Origin of the sequence: Ohtaekwangia kribbensis (genome assembly GCF_042676245.1) — a bacterium.
Lineage (GTDB): Bacteria > Bacteroidota > Bacteroidia > Cytophagales > Cyclobacteriaceae > Ohtaekwangia > Ohtaekwangia kribbensis.
Genome location: NZ_JBHTKA010000007.1, coordinates 567,869 through 589,630, shown reverse-complemented (window position 1 = coordinate 589,630; position 21,762 = coordinate 567,869). Strand labels below are relative to the sequence as shown.

At 45.6% G+C, this 21,762-nt stretch carries 14 protein-coding genes; 3 read left to right on the top strand and 11 right to left on the bottom strand.

Annotation, left to right across the window (positions count from 1 at the left end; all coding sequences use genetic code 11):
• Positions 1–138 precede the first annotated feature (138 nt).
• Positions 139–1,005 (top strand): AraC family transcriptional regulator, encoded by an 867-nt coding sequence (locus ACFQ21_RS17670; RefSeq protein ID WP_377580607.1) that lies wholly within the window; start codon positions 139–141, stop codon positions 1,003–1,005.
• A 167-nt stretch (positions 1,006–1,172) separates the two neighbouring features.
• On the opposite strand, the gene ACFQ21_RS17665 is transcribed toward ACFQ21_RS17670, so the two are convergent.
• The 3 genes from ACFQ21_RS17665 to ACFQ21_RS17655 all read right to left on the bottom strand — a co-directional run bounded on the left by ACFQ21_RS17665 (position 1,173) and on the right by ACFQ21_RS17655 (position 7,745).
• Positions 1,173–2,870, bottom strand: coding sequence for a DUF885 family protein (locus ACFQ21_RS17665; RefSeq protein ID WP_377580606.1), 1,698 nt, complete (start codon positions 2,868–2,870; stop codon positions 1,173–1,175).
• A gap of 77 nt (positions 2,871–2,947) precedes the next feature.
• The gene (locus tag ACFQ21_RS17660) at positions 2,948–5,311 is read right to left on the bottom strand and encodes a beta-L-arabinofuranosidase domain-containing protein (RefSeq protein ID WP_377580605.1); all 2,364 of its coding nucleotides are present in this window, start codon (positions 5,309–5,311) and stop codon (positions 2,948–2,950) included.
• Between the two features lie 37 nt (positions 5,312–5,348).
• Positions 5,349–7,745, bottom strand: a complete 2,397-nt coding sequence (locus ACFQ21_RS17655) for a glycoside hydrolase family 127 protein (protein WP_377580604.1) — start codon at positions 7,743–7,745, stop codon at positions 5,349–5,351.
• 298 nt (positions 7,746–8,043) lie between these two features.
• On the opposite strand from ACFQ21_RS17655, the gene ACFQ21_RS17650 reads away from it, so the two are divergent.
• Positions 8,044–8,640, top strand: coding sequence for a phosphatase PAP2 family protein (locus ACFQ21_RS17650; protein WP_377580603.1), 597 nt, complete (start codon positions 8,044–8,046; stop codon positions 8,638–8,640).
• Between the two features lie 42 nt (positions 8,641–8,682).
• Here ACFQ21_RS17650 and ACFQ21_RS17645 read toward each other — a convergent pair whose 3' ends face one another.
• Positions 8,683–9,060 (bottom strand): hypothetical protein, encoded by a 378-nt coding sequence (locus tag ACFQ21_RS17645; protein ID WP_377580602.1) that lies wholly within the window; start codon positions 9,058–9,060, stop codon positions 8,683–8,685.
• A gap of 313 nt (positions 9,061–9,373) precedes the next feature.
• Between ACFQ21_RS17645 and ACFQ21_RS17640 the strand changes: the two genes are divergently transcribed.
• The gene (locus ACFQ21_RS17640; RefSeq protein WP_377580601.1) at positions 9,374–9,730 is read left to right on the top strand and encodes a hypothetical protein; all 357 of its coding nucleotides are present in this window, start codon (positions 9,374–9,376) and stop codon (positions 9,728–9,730) included.
• 38 nt (positions 9,731–9,768) lie between these two features.
• On the opposite strand, the gene ACFQ21_RS17635 is transcribed toward ACFQ21_RS17640, so the two are convergent.
• The 7 genes from ACFQ21_RS17635 to ACFQ21_RS17605 all read right to left on the bottom strand — a co-directional run bounded on the left by ACFQ21_RS17635 (position 9,769) and on the right by ACFQ21_RS17605 (position 21,627).
• Positions 9,769–10,443, bottom strand: a complete 675-nt coding sequence (locus tag ACFQ21_RS17635; protein WP_377580600.1) for a response regulator — start codon at positions 10,441–10,443, stop codon at positions 9,769–9,771.
• Positions 10,436–10,804: a response regulator gene (locus tag ACFQ21_RS17630; RefSeq protein ID WP_377580599.1), complete on the bottom strand. Its 369-nt coding sequence runs from the start codon at positions 10,802–10,804 to the stop codon at positions 10,436–10,438. The genes ACFQ21_RS17635 and ACFQ21_RS17630 overlap by 8 nt, the downstream gene beginning before the upstream one ends.
• Position 10,805: 1 nt before the next feature.
• Positions 10,806–13,865, bottom strand: a complete 3,060-nt coding sequence (locus ACFQ21_RS17625; RefSeq protein WP_377580598.1) for a PAS domain S-box protein — start codon at positions 13,863–13,865, stop codon at positions 10,806–10,808.
• Positions 13,866–14,140: 275 nt separating this feature from the next.
• Positions 14,141–14,779: an NAD(P)-dependent oxidoreductase gene (locus ACFQ21_RS17620; RefSeq protein ID WP_377580597.1), complete on the bottom strand. Its 639-nt coding sequence runs from the start codon at positions 14,777–14,779 to the stop codon at positions 14,141–14,143.
• Positions 14,780–14,956: 177 nt separating this feature from the next.
• Entirely contained in the window at positions 14,957–19,471 is a 4,515-nt protein-coding gene (locus ACFQ21_RS17615) for a T9SS type A sorting domain-containing protein (RefSeq protein ID WP_377580596.1), read from the bottom strand.
• 298 nt (positions 19,472–19,769) lie between these two features.
• Positions 19,770–20,825 (bottom strand): bifunctional transcriptional activator/DNA repair enzyme AdaA, encoded by a 1,056-nt coding sequence (locus ACFQ21_RS17610; RefSeq protein WP_377580595.1) that lies wholly within the window; start codon positions 20,823–20,825, stop codon positions 19,770–19,772.
• A gap of 31 nt (positions 20,826–20,856) precedes the next feature.
• Positions 20,857–21,627, bottom strand: a complete 771-nt coding sequence (locus ACFQ21_RS17605) for an isocitrate lyase/PEP mutase family protein (protein WP_377580594.1) — start codon at positions 21,625–21,627, stop codon at positions 20,857–20,859.
• Positions 21,628–21,762: the final 135 nt, after the last annotated feature.

The following is a 21,762-nucleotide window of genomic DNA, read 5'->3' as shown; positions in this document are numbered from 1 at the left end:
GAAATTCCTAACGCTGCACTGGGGAGGAGAACGGCAAAATTAAGCTGATTTTAGCCTTCATTGATACTATTTTATCCCTACTCTTGAATTTCATTAAATAATTATGAATATTTTGTACTGATTGAATTTTACCCACCCATGAAAATTCTACCGTTCAAAATTCCCAAGACTTCCCAAGAGTCTTTCCGCTTGCAGGAGGATCGCGAACCACACTTTTACGACTACCTGCATCAGCACCCGGAGGTTCAACTTACGTTGATTCTTAGCAGCGAAGGAAAAGTTATAGCCGGTGATTATATAGGAGCGTTTAAACCTGGTGATATATTTCTGATCGGTCCGAACCTGCCCCATGTATTCCGGAATGATTCACGCTACTACGAGCAGGCTGATATATCCATCGCGCATTCCTATACTGTATTCTTTGAGTGGCAATCGTTCGGAGAAAAGTTCCTGTCGTTACCGGAATTGAAGAGGCTGCAGGAATTCACAAAAATATCCGAACGCGGATTATATATTAAAGACCCGGTGCGCAGCCGCATATCACAACTGATGAAGCAACTGTTTCGCACCAGCGAGATGGACCGCCTGATCGTGTTGCTCAAGATCCTGAATATACTTTCGAATGCTGATAGTATAGACCCGCTGGCTTCGTCAGGTATATATAATGAGTTTGACGAGATTGATGGCAAGAAGCTCGCCGATGTATATCGCTTTACCATGAACGAGTATCATCGTAAAATCCACCTCGATGAAGTTGCCGACATCGCCAACATGACCACCAATTCATTCTGCCGTTACTTCAAGAAGCGTACACGCAAATCCTATATAGATTTCCTTACCGAGATTCGTATTGGACAGGCGCGGAAGTTGCTTCAGCAGAATGATCTGAGTATATCACAGATATGTTTTGAGGTAGGCTTCAACAATCTCTCTAACTTCAATCGTAAATTCCGTGAGCTGTGCGAGATTACGCCTACGGAATTCAGGAGGTCGCAAGGGGCGTGATTTTTTAGAAGTAAGAAGTGAGGAGTAAAATAAGAAGAGCGCTATATATAGCTATTATCAAATCCAACGGCACAGAGGGCACGGAGAAGACAAAAAGTCTCACAAAGGATTTTTCTCTGTGTAACTTTTGTATCTTCTCTGTGATTTCTTTGTGTTTCTGGATTTTTTCAGGGTGCAAACTTCCAGGTAGATTTATAGTCTTCTTTAAGAGGCTGGTTCGTCAGTATAGCGCGCACGATCTCCACAGGAATGTTTCCTTCCTGCAGGATGCGATCGTGAAAATCTTTCTCGGTCATCTTACCGGAGTCTACGAGTTCTTTTTTGAGACCGTAGAATTGTAGTCCGCCTACCATATAGGCGATCTGGTATAGCGGGCCGTAGCTTCCCATGAACGAACGTCTCACTTCAGCAGCTGCGTTGGCATATTCATGTCCGACACGTTCCACCAGGAAGTCTATACATTGCTGGGGAGTCATTTTACCGAGATGATAATTAAGGGAGAAGATAATGCGCGCACAACGGTGCATTCGCCAGAACAACATACCAATACGATCTTCCGGAGTGCGCGGAAAATTCTTGTCCCATAAATTAAACTCCCAGTATAGCGCCCATCCTTCGATCCAGAACGGTGTATCAAAAACATTGCGATACGGTTTATACCGTTCATTCATATACATCTGTAAATGATGTCCTGGTATTAATTCATGCTGAACGGTGGCACGTGAGAAGTGCGGGTTATTGCCACGCATACTCATCATCTTCTCACGGTGTTCCATGGTATAGGTAGGATACGAAATAATGATCTCCTCTCCTCCTAAAAAGAATGGATTGACCTTTTGTGCTTCAGGAGACATCATGCGCATGCGCCACGTTTCTTTTGCCAATGCCGGTATTGTTACGAGATTGCGTTGCTCTATAAAGCGTATCGCTTCTTCGGCAAGTGAGTCTACCAGTGCCGGCTGCTGTCCTGCGGGGACATACGTATTCTTTACCTTCTCCATCGCAGCTTTCCAATTGTTACCGAAGCCCATGGCTTGTGAAGCCTTCAACATTTCAGCATCACACCAGGCAAACTGTTTCTGTGCAATCGCGATGATCTCTTCCGGTGTATACGATATAAATTCTGTCTGCAGGCTCTTGATGAGTGCATCACGTCCTATAGGTCTGCCTATAATACCGCTGCCATCATCTTTAATGGAAGTATTCACATAGTGCTTCTTGAGAAACTCTTCGTAACGTTTCAGAGTATGCCACAATGTATCATACGGCTTTTGTATCCACCAGGTAAACTGCGGATCGTAGGCATTATAAAACTCATACGACTCTTTCAGATTTTCACGCAACGACTTAACTACCTCCGAAGCTTTATCTGCCTTTTGCCAGCTTGAATATGGCGTGGCTTTGCTGATTTTTTCCTGCGATGTTTTTATAGCCCCCAGCATGTCGTCAAAGCTTTTGGCAAGTGTCATCGCGTTGGGTGTTGTACCGCGTCTGCGTTCGCGGATAAATGTATAGATGGGTGAAGCGAACTCCGTTACATACGCCACTTCTTCAAAATCTTTTTGTTTGATCCTGAGAAAGTATAGCTCTTTATCAATTTGATTTCTGAGCAGGATATAGTCTGCCTTTCCTTCCTGCGATAACTTATCGAATGCAACCTTCTTCAGCGCATCGTTCCAGTCACCATAGAACTTTACAAAACGATCGTAATACTCGGCAGATTCGCGTATAGTATATTTACGCATCAAGGCATATTTATCGGCCTCAAACTGACTGATCATTTCATACAGCTCATTGCCATAAACAGATGGAATACTAACGCAGCAAAAGAATACTACCTGGAAGAAAGATTTACGCAGACGCATGCACAAATGGGGTTCTTGTATGCTAAAGTTAATGAGAAAGCCTGAAGTTAAAAGTATATACCTGAAAAGCTTTATGTTTATTGCTTTACCATACGCACGCCATAGAGTGGACCGGCCTGTTGCTGCGGCCTGGCCTGAAACGTTACCGTTACGGTCTTCTTCCCTTTGGTAAGCGTTGCCGGCACTGCATATACTATATCGTAGAACTTACTGTCCTTATACTTGTTGAGGTCTTCGCTGGCCACCTTCGTTCCATCTACCAGTATATCGAAATTACGGCCGCGGTTATCCATGCCCCAGTACGTTGCTGTCAGGTTGTGCGTAGCGCTGGCATCTACTTTCATGGTGAACACCAGGTTGCCACCATCGTTTGCTACTCTGAACTTGCGTGTGTGTGATTCTCCGGCTTCTGTTTTCTCACCGGTAAAATTATGATCTCGTTCCGGCTGCATCTCGCCTACGCGTAGGTAGTCCGTTGTGCGCTGCTCGAGGGCATACTCCTGTTTCTTTTTTTCTTCGTATAGCTTCTGTTGCTCTTTCCAGTTTTGCGGTGTGAATACGTCCCAGTATACATTGTAATGCTCATCGTCCAGCAGATAGAAAGGCTGCAGTGTTACATCACCGGGGAAGCCAGTCTTTTGAGTCTTGAAGGTAAGCGGATCAGATGCGTCCTGCTTCAGCCATTGTTTTACATCGGGCTCGCCCGTTACCAGTACCGGTATACCATTCATCGGATCGGGTTCTTTCGTTCCGAGATTTCCGGCCAGCAACACCGGACCATAGAAGTATGCTTTGCGCGAAGCATTATCGGGCATCGCCACGCTATATAATGAAGAAGGCAGCGTCAGCTCGATCACATCACCGTTTTTCCAGGTGTTGGTCAATACCCAGTAACCTTCCTTGTCAACTGCTATAGTTTGTGTAGCCTTACCGTTGACTTTGATAACCGGTACTGCCTGCAGCCAATAAGGTTTGCGTATGTGTACCGGTATAGCCTGAGGCTTTGCTGTGTTGATCGTGAGCTTCACCGTTGGGTCAGCCGGAAGGTTTGCATTCAGGGTAACCTGCAATCCTTTATCCTGCCAGTTCAGTTTGGAAGGAATGAACAGGTTTACATACAGGCTTCCATCCTTTCCTTTGAAATATATACTCTCGCCATACTTCACATGGTTCTCTATACCAGACCCGACACAGCATGTAAACGTATGGAACTGATCGCTGAATTCCTTGCGTGTACCCATGCGCAGCGGCACAAAGTAACACATCATACCGTCACTATGATTTTGGGATGCGAGTATATGATTGTATAGTGCACGCTCATAAAAATCCATATAGGATGCCGAGGGTTGCAACGCAAACAAGTGTCGCGTAAGCTTCAGCATGTTATAGGTATTGCAAGTCTCCATGGTGTTATCGGTGAGCTTGTCGTTGAGTACATCGGGCTTGCTCAAATATTCGTAATTACTGTTACCACCGGGCGCAAAGGTGTGATGCTTTACCACCGTTGTCCAGAAAAAATCCGCAATGGCAAAATCTTTCTTCTCACCGGTGAGCTGATAACGCCTCACGGTACCAATGGCTTTTGGAATTTGTGTATTAGAATGTTTACCCGGCAATACATCGACACCCATCGCGAGTGAATCAAGTATACGCTTGTCATGAAATTTATAGGACAAGTCCAGATATTTTTTATTCTGTGTAAAGGCGTATGTATTTACCAGCACTTCATTCATACCGCCATACTCACACAGTAACATTTTCTGAAGCTGTTCATCGTTCAGATTCTTTAGTATCTCTCCTGTCCAATCGGCTATACCTTGCTCTACCTTCAGCGCCTTATCATTGTTGCAGTAAAGGTATGCATCCAGCAGACCGGCCATTACTTTGTGCACGGTATACCAGGGAGACCACGCTCCGTTCAGATCAAATCCACGCGACCGTATATTTCCCTGCGATACTTCGAGAAACACGGTGTCTTCTTTTGGTATGGCACCTACATAGCCGGTCTTCCGTGCCTTCTGGCATTCTTCGAGTTCATCCACTATATAATTAACGCGCTTGAGATACTCGGGATCTTTTGAGACACCGTAATGCATAGCGCATGCGGAGAGGTAATGTCCTAATGTATGCCCGGCCAGCCCGGAGTCTTCCCATCCGCCATACTTCTTTCCCTTCGGTTGCAATCCGGAATGCGATCGGAACTGTGCGAGTAAACGATCCGGTTCGATCATTAGCAAATACTTCAGGTCTGCATCCATCGCCTGCCTGAACGGGCTCGCCAATATGTGTACTTCGCTCAGGTGAAAGGTATAGGCTTTAACATCCACAATCGGTTTGACTTTAACACGATCGTTATTGACTTCGGGCACATACGACTGTGCCACGGAAACATGGGCCAGCACTACCAGTAACAGGTATATATATAGTCGTTTTAAATTCATATAGGGTTGGGATATATAGTATCTTGATTTAACAGTTTTATTCTACAATCCATTCCATAATACCTCCGGAATGATCTTTCGGTAATGTTACCTCTAAACGCAGGGCCTGTGTCGTTACCGGCTCGAAGGATACCGAAGAGTATGCATCTTTATTTACTTCATAGGATGTTTTATTCTTCACTGGTTTCCACGACTCGCCATCTTTGTAGAGCAGTCGCCAGCCGGCCGGTATACGGCATCCTCCGAAAGGACCGTCATCAAACCAGTATACTTTGGAGGAAGTGACAGCTGCCGGTTTCTCGAAATCATACTGCACCCATTGCACCGTGTCTTTCATCGGCCACCAGTGATAAAATATGACAGACTGATCGTTGGAGTTCTTCGGTTCCATCTGATCATTCAACGACATCAATGTTCTTGTGCGGTGTGATGCTGTTATCTTACTACGTGACGCAACGGTTGGGGCGGGCAACGGCTGGGATGCATCAGGCTTCTCGGGAATCCACACCATCATCTCACCCGCACCACGGTGTGCCCAGGCGTAATACGGAATCAATTTCACTTCTGCATCTGCCATCGTGATCTCTTTCGCGTTAACGCGTGCCGCAGATTTACCAGCTCCCTCAATTTCATACAGACCTTTTAACAGGTTCGCATCAAAATTACCTTTAAGCGGAGTTGCTGAAGCAAGCACGAGGTTAAGTACGCGATTATCTTTGTTATCGGGCCACTCGGCACAATATACCAGCGGACCGCGTTGTATAGCAAGCTTGTCGCGGTCGGCCTCTACTTTCGGGTTGGCAGCTATTCTGCGAATCGGCATCGGCAGTTGTACATGGATGCGATCGCCTTTTTTCCATTTACGATTCAGCACCAAATAACCCTGCTGCAACGTAAGGGCTACCGGTTTGTCATTCAGAAATACTTTGGGCTGTTCGGTATAAGCGTCTTTGAAGGTATACAGATCGCTTGGCATTGGTTTGTTTACAGCCCATCCTGGTATACGTACGCGCACTTCAAAAGCTGTTGTCTTTTCCGGCTGTACGGTAATCTGTATATCGCCATCCCACGGATAGTTTGTTTTCTGCTCGAGTGTCACTGTGTTATCGGTCAGCTTGAATTGCGCACTGCCTGCAGCAAACAGATTTACATATAACGATTTGTCTTTCTGCGCATAAAAATATCCGCCTACAGAAGGTACAAAGCGCGCTACATTTCCCGGGCAGCAGGCACAACTGAACCAGGGACTCCGCGCATGTTGTCCACGTGACTCCAATGGGTTCGGGTAAAAGAATTTATCACCGGTTAGTGCCACGCCCGAGAGAAATGCGTTGTACAGGGTGCGCTCCAGTACATCGTAATATTTAGCATCACCGTGCATGAGGAACAAGCGGTAATTCCAGTATACATTGGCGATAGAGGCGCATGTCTCATTATAGGCAGACATGTTGGGAAGCTCATACGGTTTACCGAATGCTTCACCGTGGCCGGTGGCGCCGATCCCGCCTGTGAGATATATCTTTTTAGAGACTACATCCTCCCATATATCATCAATGGCTTTTATATAAGAAGGATCCTGTGTAAGCGCTGCTATATCAGCCATGCCTGCATACATATAGGTAGCGCGTACGGCATGGCCTACCGCTTCGTGCTGATCAACCACACGCAAATGTGCCTGGTTGTATTCATCTTTTCCCGGACCGCGCACATCGAGAAAGAACTTACCGGTGTCGAGGTATTTCTTGTCACCGGTTACCTGGTATAATTTTGCCATGGCCAGTTCGATGATCTGGTGGCCAGGGTATATATGTAATTTATCCGGACCAAAGTCAGCACATACACGATCAGCAGCACGAATGGCTATATCCAGAAAATTCCGTTTACCCGTAGCATGGTAATGTGCGACTGCCGCTTCAATGAGGTGGCCTATATTATATAGTTCGTGACTAAGGTCTTCTTCTTTCTCCCAGCGTTTTGAACCGGCCCACTCGTGCGCGTGATCGCCCATAATGGTGCGGTTGGTATAAATATAGCCGTCCGGTTCCTGCGCTTTACCGATCAGGTCAATCAGTGAATCTACTTTCTTCTCCAGGGCCGGATCGCGAAATATCTGAAAGGAATAACACGCTCCTTCAATGATCTTGTAAACATCCGTATCATCGAAGGTAAATTCCGTGCAGAAGTTTCCGGTCTTTAATCCGGCTGCAATCTCAAAGTTTTTAATGCGTCCGGTCTCCTGGCATTTCGCCAGCGTAAAAGGAATGGTTACATCGTGATTGGTTTTAATGCGTGGAGCCCAAAAGTTATCGGAGAGTTTTACCGATGTGAAAAGTATAGGATGGATCGGGTAGTCTCCATGCTGGGCTTGTAAGGCGCGCGGAGTCGTCCACAGGCTCAACAGAAAAAGCAGACTTAGAATGGCAGGTTTATTCATATCGTTTGTAGTCTATGGCGTGCCGCAGGTATAGTCAGCATTCACGCTTCACAAACCTACACCAATACCCAAACGTTTTTTTTGTTGATCTTATCTTTTGCTGGTAAAATATTATCATTCAAAATACACTGTTCGCGTCTCATAGCTAGCACATCATTCGCATTTTTGTATTCGTGAACAGCGGCTTGACAATATATCGTAGAAAATTACCGCTCCTGTTATTTTCACTTCCCTTGCACCGGTATTTACTTTACTATCTGTATTGCCTAATTTGCTCCTTGCTTCCTCCTACCAGGAAATGGATAAAGAAAACACATCTGTACTTTACAAAACGGCACGCTTCGCTTCCGTGCTGGGGCATCCGCTGCTAACCTTGCCGGTATTTACCACGTTGCTGGCCTTTAATCTTTTTGCCCCCTACAAAGCTGCCTGGGTATCGCTCCTGATTATTGGTTTTATCGTGGTGCCTGTAACGATACGAAATTACATCAAGACAAAACGAAATGAGTATACCAACTTCGACATATCGGATCGGCAGCAGCGGCAATCGTTCTATCCGTTCGTCATCGCACTGACAACGCTTGTAACCACGTTGCTATATTTCACTCCAGGTACAGGTTCATTTTTTACAGGCACGTGTATACTACTTGCATTGCTGATCGCATCGGCACTCATTAACCGCGTCATCAAATGCTCACTGCATACTTCTGCATCCATTTATCTCGCAACGGTATTATGGCAGTTTTCTATAACGGGAAGCATCGCCATGTTTATTTTTACGATCGTCATCGCGACCTCGCGTCTTATTCTGAAACGTCATACGACTATTGAAATTCTTACCGGGGCAGCTACGGGATTTATAGCGGGAATTACCAACAACTATTTCCAGAAATAGCCAAATAAAAATAATACGGGCGAATAATTTTGAGACACAGATTTAGTCTTCGTCCGTCTTCTGCATATATACTTTTAGCACTTCGTATTGCAGGCGTCCAGCCATGGGGTTGTCTGATGCACCGTTCAGCATTACCAGCATGTACGCCAGGCGCGAAAGCTTCCACTCTTTTCGCACGGTATGCGTATCATTATCGGAAACGTAAATAGGTTTGAAATGATCATTCAGGCGCAGGCCGTTGTAATTACATACCTGCATGGCACGCTCTACTGCCGAACCTATTTCATCGCACGGATCAAATCCTATATCAACAAGCGACCTGGTATTAAACACGAGACCTTGCTCGTGTATGGCTTCTTCAACTGCATCCCACGGAGCATTGCACAAAAATTGCCGCACTTCCAATGTGTTAACTGACATAGTACCAGGATTAAGGTGATCGCACAGAAAATACGTAAAAATATATGCCGGGCTGTTGGTCTTCCTGCAAATGCTTCACTTGCTGAAGGATGGGATTTCGTTCCTCAAAAAAGTCCCGGCTACGCTGTATTTATAACTAAATATAATACACCCTGAGTATATTTGTATCCTGTATTGAATATTCTCTATGCATCTAAAACGATTTTATTTTAACCCGGTAATGCTGTCTGTACTAACAGCTACGATGTTGTTGTACGGCTGCAACCGTTCATCCCGGAATTTGAATTCTTCTGAAAGCATTAAACCCGAAACGATGAACTATATAGAAACTTTTCAGGCTGATGTATGCGACAAAATTCTACTGGAATATTACAACCAATTATCGGATGAGCGTGATAACATTGCTCCGCAAAAAGAAACTGTGCTCACGGACACCGAGACAATCAAAAAAATAATTACGCTGATCCACGCATTTCCCGACCAGGGCGACATGATGGTGAAAATGGGCAATGTATCGGTTCTTAAAGTTACGCTGATCTATAAAGATAAAGCAGTATTTTTCAAATACTATGAAAATTCAGTGCAGACTCCGGCTACATCGTTCTACTCAACCCCACCGAAAGAAGAAAAGCTTCTGTACGAATTATTAATGGCAGCTGTAAACTCATAGGCATCACGCTGCCGGTATATATATTACAACACAGCCGGCTACTCCATCGGGATCAGTTTGTTTTTAATAGCATACTTCACCAGTTCGGCTGTGTTTTTCAATCCAAGTTTATCGAGTATATGCGTCTTGTGTGTATCAACTGTTTTGGTACTGATGAATAACTGATCGGCAACTTCTTTATTGCTTTTTCCATTGGCAACAAGGGCCAGTACTTCACGCTCACGCTTGGTGAGATCGGTAACTTTCAAACGCTCTTCGGTCTGCAGGGTGCTCTTCTCTTTTTTATAGAAATCTTCAAACACCAGGCTTGTAATCGCTTCATTAAAATATTTACCACCCTGGTATGCCATGCGAATAGCATCGAGCAAAATGTGCCGCTCAACATCTTTCGGTAAATATCCATCTATCCCCGACTGAATGCCGGCTGTTACAAACTCTTTCTTTACCTCCATGGACAGCAGTATAATTTTAATCTTGCTGTTCCGCTCTTTGATCCAGCGCGTAGCTTCAATGCCCGTCATGCCCTTCAGCATGATGTCCATGAGTATAACATCGGGCATGAGTATATTTACTTTGTTCACAGCATCCTCTCCGCTGGAGAGTGCTCCTACCACCTGTATATCATCGACCTGCTTCAACATGATGGCGAGTGCATCACGAACCAGCGTATGATCGTCAACCAACAATACTTTTATGCGTTCTGTCCTATTCATCGGCTAAAAATCTTTGTATCCATTCAACCAGGTATGTATCATCAAAAGGTTTTGTCAGCAGCAGGTCGGCTCCGGCTTCTTTTCCCAGGCGTGCGCTCTCTTCACTGGCATCGGCTGTTAATACAATCACAGGCACAGCACTATATTTTTCGCTGGAACGAATTTTCCGAATAAGCGAAAGACCATCCATTTCAGGCATAAGTAAATCGGTAATCACCATATCGGGAATCCGGGATGCCATTGTATTCAGCGCGTGTATACCATTTGTCGCTATATGCACTTCGTAACCTTCCATTTGCAATATATCGGCTATACTTTCTGCCAATGGTTTGGTGTCGTCAACGATTAAAATATACTTCATATCAGCCAACCGGGATAGTAACGGTAAAAACTGTGCCTTCACCGGGTTTGCTCGACACTGTAACCTCCCCTCCGATCAAATCAACTGCTTTCTTCACAATGGACAGTCCTAGTCCTGTTCCCTGAATTGTTGCGACATTGGTACCGCGGTGAAACGGGTCAAAGATCTTGGGTAATTCTTCTTCGGGAATACCCAATCCTTCATCGCGCACCTGCACGATCAGCTTTTTATCCTCCTGGTGTCCTTCCAGGTAAATATCTGCTTTACCCGGTGAGAATTTTATAGCATTGCTCAGCAGGTTGATAAATACATTGCGCAGTAAATCTACGTCTGTCTCAATTTCATACTGCTGCATGTCCAGCGTACGATGAATTGTATGAGAATGCTTGAATATATTCTCCACCTCCTCCTGTATACCGGCGAAGAATGTCTCAATATTTACCTTGCGTTTCGATATCTGAATTTTGCTTTCTTCTGCCTTGCCCAGCGTAAGCACTTCTTCGAGCATGTGCGTCATGTGATCAACCTGTTCCGAGACAACTTTTATTTTACTATCAATAGCATCGGGGCTCATACGACTCTTGTACTTTTTAATGTGGTTAACGGATAGACGTATCGTTGCGAGCGGGGTTCTGAATTCATGCGACACCATGGAAGCGAACCTGCTCTTTAATGTAACAAGTTCCTTCTCTTTTTCCAAGGCCGCCTGCAATTTATGCGTGCGCTCCTTTACCTTTTCTTCCAGTGAGTGACGGTAATGCGTGAGTTCGGTAATGTCCTGTCCTACGGCAAGCAGACCGGTAATTTCTCCGGAAGCATTTCTCCTCGGTGTTGCACTGAGCAGGAGAATAATTTTATTACCGGCCCGGTTTACCATCGGGAATTCATAATGGCTCACCGGAAATCCCTGCAACACGGATCGCATCATGAGCTCGGTATCTTCCCAGTCTTCCTTGCTCACGAGTAATTCCAGCAGCTTCTTTCCGGCAGCATATTCCTTGCTATAGCCTGTAACGGATACCGCGAGTGTATTCCATTCATTCACACCCCCGGTTGCATCTATACCAAAAATTACTGCATTGGCATTCTCAATCAGATCCGATAGTTCCTTGGCAATGGTTGTTATATTTCGTTCATACTCTTTCAGAATCGTGATGTCGGTTCCTACAGCAATAAACTTTGCCAGTTTACCACGCTGATCGAACACCGGGTTTATATTGATCTTCATCCAGAATTTGCGCCCGTCTTTAGCGTAGTTTAATATCTCCTCTGTTACCGGCACACAGGCATCCAGTTGCTTGCGTATACGTTCAAGTGTGGCACCATCGGTTTCTGGACCGTTCAGTATATCTTTTAATTTCTTGTCCTGAATTTCAAACAGTCTGTACCCCGTCAGTTTTTCAAAACTTTCATTTACCCACTCTATATATTCATCTTCATCGAGAATGGTTACAAGGCTATCGGTAGCGCTGGCTACCAGTGACAATCTCCTGATCTCATTGTTCGCACGCGTGAGTATATCTATATCCTGCATGGCACCGATCATGCGCACCGGCCGGCCGCCATCATACAAAATATAGCCTCTGCTGAAAACATATTTATAGGTACCATTCGCACACCGGAACCGGTAGGTTGCACTGGTATTGGACTCCCCGCGGGTTACTTCGGAAGACAGTTCATCAATCACGCGCAGACGATCATCTTCATGTATATTTTCAAGCCACCAGTTACCGGTATATTGTTCGCTTCGCTTTTCATAACCAAAAATTACTTCGAGCCCCTGGTTCCAGGTAACTTTATCGTCTACCAGGCTCCAGTCCCACACAGCATCGTTTGTAGCCCGCGATAGTATTTCGTACTTCTCATTCACCGCCTGTATATTTCGTTCCGTCTGTTTACGAAGCGTTATCTCACGCGAAAAACAGCCAGCACCAATCACTTGCCTTTTTTCATTATATACCGGATTCATGGTAAGTTCAAAACAGGTATTTTGCTCCGAACGAGGATCATGCTCTTCATACTCTTCGGTAAAATATTCACCCGCCAATGCACGACTATAGTATTGCATCCACTGTTGCTTCTTATCATCGGGCACTCCCGAGAAAAGTATAAAGTCGCCTACCTTCAGGTCAATATTATAGGCGTCTTTCACAGCAAGGAAGAAAGCTTTATTTGCTTTTACCAGTTTCAGTTCGTAATCAATAAGCCAGATCTGGTCTGGCGAACTGTTGATGAGTATATCCAGGCTCTGCTCGCTTTCGCGCAATCTTTTCTCGGCCTCTACCCGATCCGTTATATCATTGGCGGTTGAAATGACCATAGGACCATTTTCCATTTCCACGATATCCATCGAGAACAACACATCGATTATCCTGCGCGACTTGGTATATAACTGTACTTCTTTATTGCGCACTTCTTCACCCTGCTTCAGCATCGCTACCATGCGCTCGCGCAGATCGGGATCTCGCCAGATACTTAATTCATGCACATGCTTACCGATAACTTCTTCGCGTGTATAGCCGAGCAGTTTCAGAAAGATTTCATTAACCTCTGAAAATACACCATCGAACGTGGCAAGTGCGAGCCCTGCCACCGGGTTAAAATGAAACAGCCTGGCAAAACGCTGCTCTGAAAGTTGCAACGCTCTATAGGCATTTTTCAACTTCAACAGGTTTTCATTGCGTTCAATGGAGTGAAGGATAGCGCGTCTTAATATACGTTGATTGAGCTGCTGCTTGTTAATATAGTTCTGGGCACCTTCACGCAGCACCTGCACCGCCATTTCGTCATCATCTTCCTGTGTGAGTACGATCATGGGACTGATGGGATATGCAGCACTGAGTTGTCTCAACATATCAATCCCTTCGTCACCGACTATATCGAGTCCGAATAAAATAACATTTACCCAGGGATTATCAGCTGAGAAATCAACGGCTTCCTGCAACGAACTTTTCAGGATCATCCGCGCGCTGACATACTCGGTATCTTTTAAAATACTTTGTACAAGTACAACATCATCCGAATTATCTTCTACAAGTAATATGGTAATGTTCCGATACATCGCTCAAAAGTTTTACACAAACATTATTCTACCGGGAAGCTGCCGTGCAGATCCTTACATCACGCAAAACAATTATGCCCAACCCCGACAGGAAAGATCACGCCTGCACAAGAGACCAAGGTTATTCCGGTTACCCGTGAATATACCGGTTTAAGATAATCATTTCTCTGATTTAATCACGGTGCCTTTATACAACGGCTGAATATGAGACAATGCCAGGAACACTACACAAAAATGTGAGCCAGCGAAGTGCCGGCTCACGTGTGTATGATCAATTATATACTGGCTATAAAAGGTGCCTTTTGTATAAAGCGATTATCCGATAACTGCTGTACCAAAAAGACTGCAAGGTCTGTTGCCCGTATCTTCTTTCCAGGACAGTCATACAGATCGATGGCAATTGCCCCGGTTTCTTCCGTGCGTTCAATCATCGGCAGACGAACCAGTGTCCATCGCAGCCAACTGGTGGCCAATACCGAAAACTCCTTTTGTTTATCAGCAATAACGGAACCGAAGAACCACTTCATGATACGCGACCAAAACTTTGTCCGGAAACTTTTCCGGTCACCGGGTATATCAATACTTAAACCTGTTACAACAATATACCGGTTTATATTCCGTTCGCACATAGCCTGTACGATGTGCGTTGTTGCCTGGCTGAGTACGGGCGGTTCTCCTTTACGTTGTCCTAATGTACTGATAACAGCTTCGCATTTTTCAAGCAGCCGGTATATAGCGGTATAGTCGCGGGCATCGCCCTGTATAACTTCGATGCGTGAATTAATCGTTGTGAATTTAGCAGGATCACGAACCAGCACGCGAATAGCGTATCCTTGTTTAAGAAGCTGGTCGACAAGATATTTTCCGGATTTACCGGTAGCGCCAAGAACGGCAATAGTTTGATTCTGTTTCATAATGCTTTTTCATAAAATTCAATGAATAGGTAATAGAACCTTGCCTCTGAGAAAGCAAAGTATACTGCACCGAACAGAAAGATTTTTCTGTGGAACGATGCGGTTTCGAATATTTATGAAAAGCGTTTAATAAGACAAAGATACAACGGATGTGCTATCCGTTGTATCTGCAACCTGTTATTTTTCAACTACAACTTTGTGCGTAGTCAGGCGTGCTTCCTGTTGAACCTCGAGTATATATATACCCGATGGTAGTGCTGTCATGTTAAGAATAACACCACGTTCTGATTCTTTTACCGGAACTTTGACCAGGTATCCCACTTCGTTGCGAACCGTAACCGAAGCTATACCATGACCGTTCGATTCAATCTCTACAAAATCTGTGGTGGGGTTGGGATGAACAACCAGGGCATCCTCAACACCACCAATGTAGCAGAGTTTGGAATACATACTGGTTCCATCGAAATCAACTTGTCTCAGGCGGTAATATGAGCTTCCTGCGAACGGCAATGCATCTGTATACGTGTAGTCATGCCGTTGTGTAGAAGTACCGGCTGCCTTGACACTGCCAATTGATTCGAAGTATTTCCCATTCTTTGAACGCTCAATCAGGAAGTAATCGCTGTTCAGTTCGTTGGCTGTTGCCCAACGCAACTCGACCTGGTTTTCACTGTTTTTCTTACCGGTAAAACTCAGCAATGTAACCGGTAATGGATTGTTCCCGTTACCCGATGCCAATGCAAACGGACTGAACGATGTTACAGCACCACTGGTAACTACCGTACCGGCACTGGTAGTTCCGGTTGTACCACCGTTACCTTGATCTTTCCAACTGCCGAGACCTATATCCCAGCGCGCTACACGCAAAGCAGCCAGATCATTTACAGTTCCGCTGTTACCATCCCAGCTTAACGTTACGTTTACACCCGAGGTACCACCGGTACGATTCAAGGTCCAATACTCGGCACCACTCACGTGATCGAGCGAAGCATCGCGTTGTGCGTTCGGGTATAACACAGTCGGGTTGCTATGGAAATATTGCGCAGTAAAATGATCGGTAGCCTGTGCCGGAGCCGACATCCCGATCGGGCGATAATAACCGTTGTCTCCTACCGGGAATATAAATGCAGTGTTTCCAACTTTGCGTATATCACCATCGATGTGACTTGCATTGCTCGCTCCGGTAACTGTAGCGCCATTTAGTATTTCCAATATACCGTTCTGATATACTATACCATTGGTAAGCGTGAGTTGATTACGCACCTGTTGTGTACCAGACGATATTGTAATGTTGTTCGTTTTGTTGATCACCAGATTGTGAAAGGTTTGAGCGGAAACACCGCTGATCGTGTTGGATGCGTTGGTTCCGACAAACTCAACGGTACCACTATTGGCCGTAAAGCCTCCGCTGTTCGTCCAGCTGCCGTATACCTGCAGGTTGAATGTTCCACTCGTAGCCAGCGATGCAGCCGCTATAGCGGAGTTATAGGTGCCTGCAGCTACCGCTCCGTTAATGGTAAGGTTGCGGCACTGTGCACCGGCACCAGCTATAACGGGCATGTTACGCACGCCTGCAGCCGGTATCGTTACATCCGTTGCAGACGTTGGTATAGATCCACACCAGTTACTGGCATCAAACCAATCTGAGCTTACCGCTCCGGTCCATATAACATCGGATGCTGTATGCGTTACCGGTGTAAATTGTACCGTAAGGTATGCAGTACCTCCGCCTTGTATCAGGCGCAGTTCAACCTGCGATGTACTTTCAAGTATACCCGTCCAAAGTGTACCGTGTGCATCGCAGCAACCGTTGTGTTGTGCTACTTGTGTTCCATTGATGAGCAATGTAAAATTATCATCGTGTGCCGGTATACTGATCTGATATATACCACAGGTAAAGCCGGATCGCTTGAAACTGAGACTATAATTGGACACACCGAGCGCACATCCCTGGTACGCTGTTCCGTTCGTAGCATTCGCTGTTGATGGCGCTGCGTTATTAGCCCAGCGTGTAGTTGTATTGAAATCATAACCGCTGGCACCGGATCCGTTCTCGGTATAGTAACCGGAATAATTTGTTCCCACTACTGTGGAGTTAAACGCATATACATTCCACGTGTTGGTTGGATAGGTATTGACAGCCGGTAACGGATTAATGGTGATCGTACTGAAGGCATCAAGTGTATTACAATTGTTACTGCCGGATACCGTATAGGTTGTTGTTACGGTAGGACTGGCTGTTACCTGGAAACCGGATGTAGCACTCAAACCTCCGGAAGCTCCTGTACTCGATGACCAGGTATAGGAACTCGCGCCACTCGCAGTTAATGTAAAGGATGTACCCGGACAATATGTTGAACCTACGGTTGGTGTTACCGATGTATTCGCCAACGGATCGATCGTAACCGGAACGAAGTTGGTTGCCGTACATCCGGTCTCGGCTGCATCGGTCAATGTTACTATATAATTATCCGACACAACCGGTGATATACTGGTACTGGCATTAGCTGGTGTCGCGACGGTTCCGGTGTTGGCTGCATCACCCGGTGCCCAGCTATAGGTTGCTCCGCTAATGGCCGATGTTGCTGTGAGCGTTGTACTCGTGCCGGCACAAATTGTAACCGGTGTGTTGACTGATACCGGTGTGGTGGTTGATGGCACCATGGAGAATTGCAATCTCCCGGGACCTGAGTTGTTGATCAGGCGTAATTCTACTGTGCTGGCTGGACCTATAAATCCGGTCCATACGTTGGTATGTACATCGCCCCAGCCGTTGTGTTGAAATACCTGCGCGCCATCTATATATAGCGTCACGTTGTCGTCATGATACGGTATATCAAGCTGGTAATAGCCACAGGGTATATTGGTGCGCTTAAAGCTCATGGAGTAAAACGTTGTATTTACTGAACATCCCGTATAACCTATACCGGAAGAAGCGTTTGCAACGGAGGGGCCACTCGCATCTGCCCAGCGGCTGGTGGTATTGAAGTTCAGGTTGTTCTCGGTATAGTAACCATAGTAATTGCTGAAATCAGTGCCGCTGAAGCAGTATACATTCCACGTACCGTCACCAAATCCGCTTGGTGTTGGTGTAGTCGGTGGGTTCTGCACAGTAATAAAACGCGATGCATTTGACGTAGCACAGTTGTTACTACCGGTCACAGTATAGGTTGTCGATACCGATGGATTTACAATAACGGTATTACCCGTAGTTGTATTGAGACCGGTAGCCGGCGACCACGTATAGGTATTGGCACCGCTTGCCGTTAATGTTATCGTTGTTATACCCGAACATATCGTAGAAGGTGCCGGAGCTATAGTCGTTGTCGGTGTAGCCGCTACAGTAACCAATACACTGTTGGACACAGTACATCCTGTAGTTGCATCCGTACCTGTAACGGTATAGGTAGTGGTCGCTGTAGGTCTTGCTTCAACACTGGCGCCTGTGGCCGGTGTGAGTGTTACTGCCGGTGTCCACGCATAGGACAATGTTACGGGTGATGAAACGGTCAATGTAGTCGGTGTACCGGAACAAACCGTAACCGGTGCCGACATCGTCAAGGGTACTGCAGATGTACTGAATTGCAATGTGAGGTATGAATTACCAGCGCCTGAGTTTTGTACCCGCGCCTCTACGGTAGAAGATGTACCCAGGAAACCCGTCCATACATTGGTATGTGCATCGCAGCAACCTACGTGCTGGTATACCTGTACACCATCAATGAACAAAGTTACGTTGTCATCATGCGCAGGTATATCAATCTGATAATAACCACAGGCAAAGCCTGCACGCTTGTGTATAAAGGAGTATGTACTGGTATTGGCAATCGTACATCCCTGGTAAGCTGTACCCGCACTGCTGTTCGCATTGGAAGGACTCGTATTATTAGCCCATCGGTTAGTAGTGTTAAACGACAGGTTGTTTTCAGTATAGTATCCCGCATAGGTTGTATACGATGTGCCGATATAGGCATACACATTCCATACGTTGTTTCCAAATATAGCGGGATCTCCGGCCGGAGCTGCTATACTCAGATCCGTACCATTGGTAGCGCTGGTGATTGCAGGGTTTGATGCCACGATGCGTATTCTATAGGCACTTCCCGCAGGTGTACCGCCTGGTATAGATGCGCTGATCGTTCCGGAAGCAACCGATGTATTGGTACCGATCGTTACCGGGCTCGCAAAACTTCCGGTAGCATCGGAGAGTTGTGCGGTAAATATATTGTTGGAAGGTGTATTGGAGAAATCACAATTGACGGTATAGGTAATGGAAAATGTTTGTCCCTGGCAAAATGATGTCTCCGTTAAAACCGGGGCCGATAAAGTCAGTGCGTTGACGGTAAGGTTTGCCCCGTTGTTGCTACCGGTAGTAACCGGATTTGAACTTACAACGCGAACCCTATACGCAGTGCCACTGGCCGTGGTAAAGGGAATGGTGGCATTAATGGTACCGGCATTGATAGAAGTGAGTGTACCAATCGCTACAGGACTTGCAAAACTTCCGGTGGCATCCGAGAGTTGTGCCGTAAATATATTTCCGGATGTAAATGTACCGCTTATAGTATAGGGAACATTTACCGCGGCTCCGGCACAAAAAGGCGATCCAGTAATGGTTGATGTTGTGATCGATTGTGAGAAAACACTCCACGAAAGGAATAAAAGACCGACCAGTACTATTGATCTCTTCACACACAGGTTAGGGCTCATTGGGATTTCAGGTTAAGGTTGTTGCACCTACGTACCGACAGAGTCCACTTCTCCCCTGCCTGTGAACAAGCAACTTCACGGATATCGGGTTAAGAGACGGGCGCTACGGTTTGTGATAAAGGTACGTGAAAAAGATGTCCATCACCCAAAAAACTGCGCAAAAAGTTAATTCAACTACCAGAACCTGCTATTAAACTTGATTTTCAAGTTTTTACCTATACGTCAAAAGGTGTTATAGTAATGCCTGATTCAAATGTTGACGATACACTTCCAGGACAGATTATTTCGCTACCGCTATACTCTTCTCAAAATCCAGCAGCCATTTCTTTCGGGCGAGTCCACCGCCATAGCCTGTCAGATCACCGTTCTCGCCAATCACGCGGTGACATGGAATAAGGATCGCAATCCGATTATAGCCATTGGCCGATGCAACGGCCCGCACGGCTGAAGTTATCCCCATGCCTGTAGCAAGTTTTTTATACGAAATTGTTTCTCCATACGGAAGCTGTTGTAAATTATTCCATACCTGCTGCTGAAAATCAGTACCCGGTGTATGTAACGGAACTGTAAATTGCTTTCGTTTACCCGAAAAGTATTCTGCAAGCTCTTTCTCCAATTGCTCCAGGTGTTTATTCGTGCCGGGAAGTATAACGGCATCAAGACGTTTGCACAGACTTTTAAATTCTGTCTCAAGCATTCTGCGATTGGTAAACTCAGCCAGGCAAACACCTTGTGCAGTAGCACATCCAAACATAGGACCCAATGGTGTTGTGAAGCGTACTATATTTATTACTGTCTTCGCTTTTGAGCGGGATGGTGCCTTGCCAAATATAGATCTATAGCCATCGGCAAAACCACTTAATGAATTATAACCGCTGTCAAATGCCGTGCTGGTAACAGACTCCCCTACGGTAATTTTATGAAACGCAGCGTTGAGGCGCAGCATTCGCTGATAGGCGTGAAAGCTCAGGTTGTGATGTTTCTTAAACCACCTGCGTATCTGGCTGGGCTCAATGCCGCGGGTTCGTAAATCATGATCCTTTATCCGTATATAGGGATTGTTATTTAATTCATCAATCAGTTGCTGAATAGGTTCCGGTGTTGTACTCGCCTGCTCCAGCGGCTTGCAGATTTTGCAAGGTCGGAAACCGTTGAGTATAGCTTCCTGTGGTGAGTCATAAAAGATTACATTCTCAGCTTTGGGTTTCCGCGCCCGGCACGCAGGTCTGCAAAATATACCGGTAGTTTTTACTGCGGTAATAAACACACCTTCAAACGAAGCATCTTCGCTGAGCATCGCTTTATACTTCTCCTCAAATGTCAACGCCCTTTTCATAATAATACCTATATACCTGACAACAACTTATTTATACAAACAGTGATTCAAACGACTGCTCTTTTTGAATGCGGGTCACGCTTTGAGCAAAACTCTCCATCATTTTATCATACGCAAAGTTACCCATACTAATTCGTTTTACACCTATAGCTGACAGCATTGTAAAAGGAGCAAGACCGGGCATGCTCAACACGTTGACGGGCGATGCGCAAGCGTCAACAATCTGACGAATGTCTTCAGTGGCCGTTACACAGGGTACAAAAATTCCGTCTGCACCGGCATCGGTATACGCCTTCAGGCGCGAAAGTGTTTCATCCATGCGTGCCGGTACATCGAGTAAAAATGTATCCGTGCGCGCATTCACAAAGAGTTGAATGTTATGTTGTATACAATGATTCCGAATGGCATCGAGTTTCCGGCAAAAAGCATCCGCGGTTATCAACTGTCTTCCGGATGTAACAACAGAGTCTTCGATGTTGATACCGACTACACCGGCATCGTGAAGCTTGTCGATGTTCTCCAGTAAACCTGCAACGGTAGCGCTATACCCGAATTCTATATCAGCAGATACGGGAACACGTACGGAAGCAACCATGCGCTTCAAGGTATATAGCAGCTCGGCAAAAGACATACCTTCGCCATCGTCATAGCCCAGCGCATACGACAAGGCTGTACTCGAAGTAGCAATAGCTTTGAATCCGTTTTGTTCCAATAGTCTGGCGCTATGTACATTCCATGCATTACCGAGGAGCAGCGCTTCCTGCTGCTGATGAAGTTGTCTGAACGTTTCGTATGTATCCATAATCGTCTGAATGATGATGCAAAGAAAAACGGAGGCAGCCGCACCAGACAACCGAAAAATTAACAACTATTTTTTCTATGAAAACTTTTCCGAAAATTCTTTCCACATAACTGAAATGTGACGGATGATGATCGC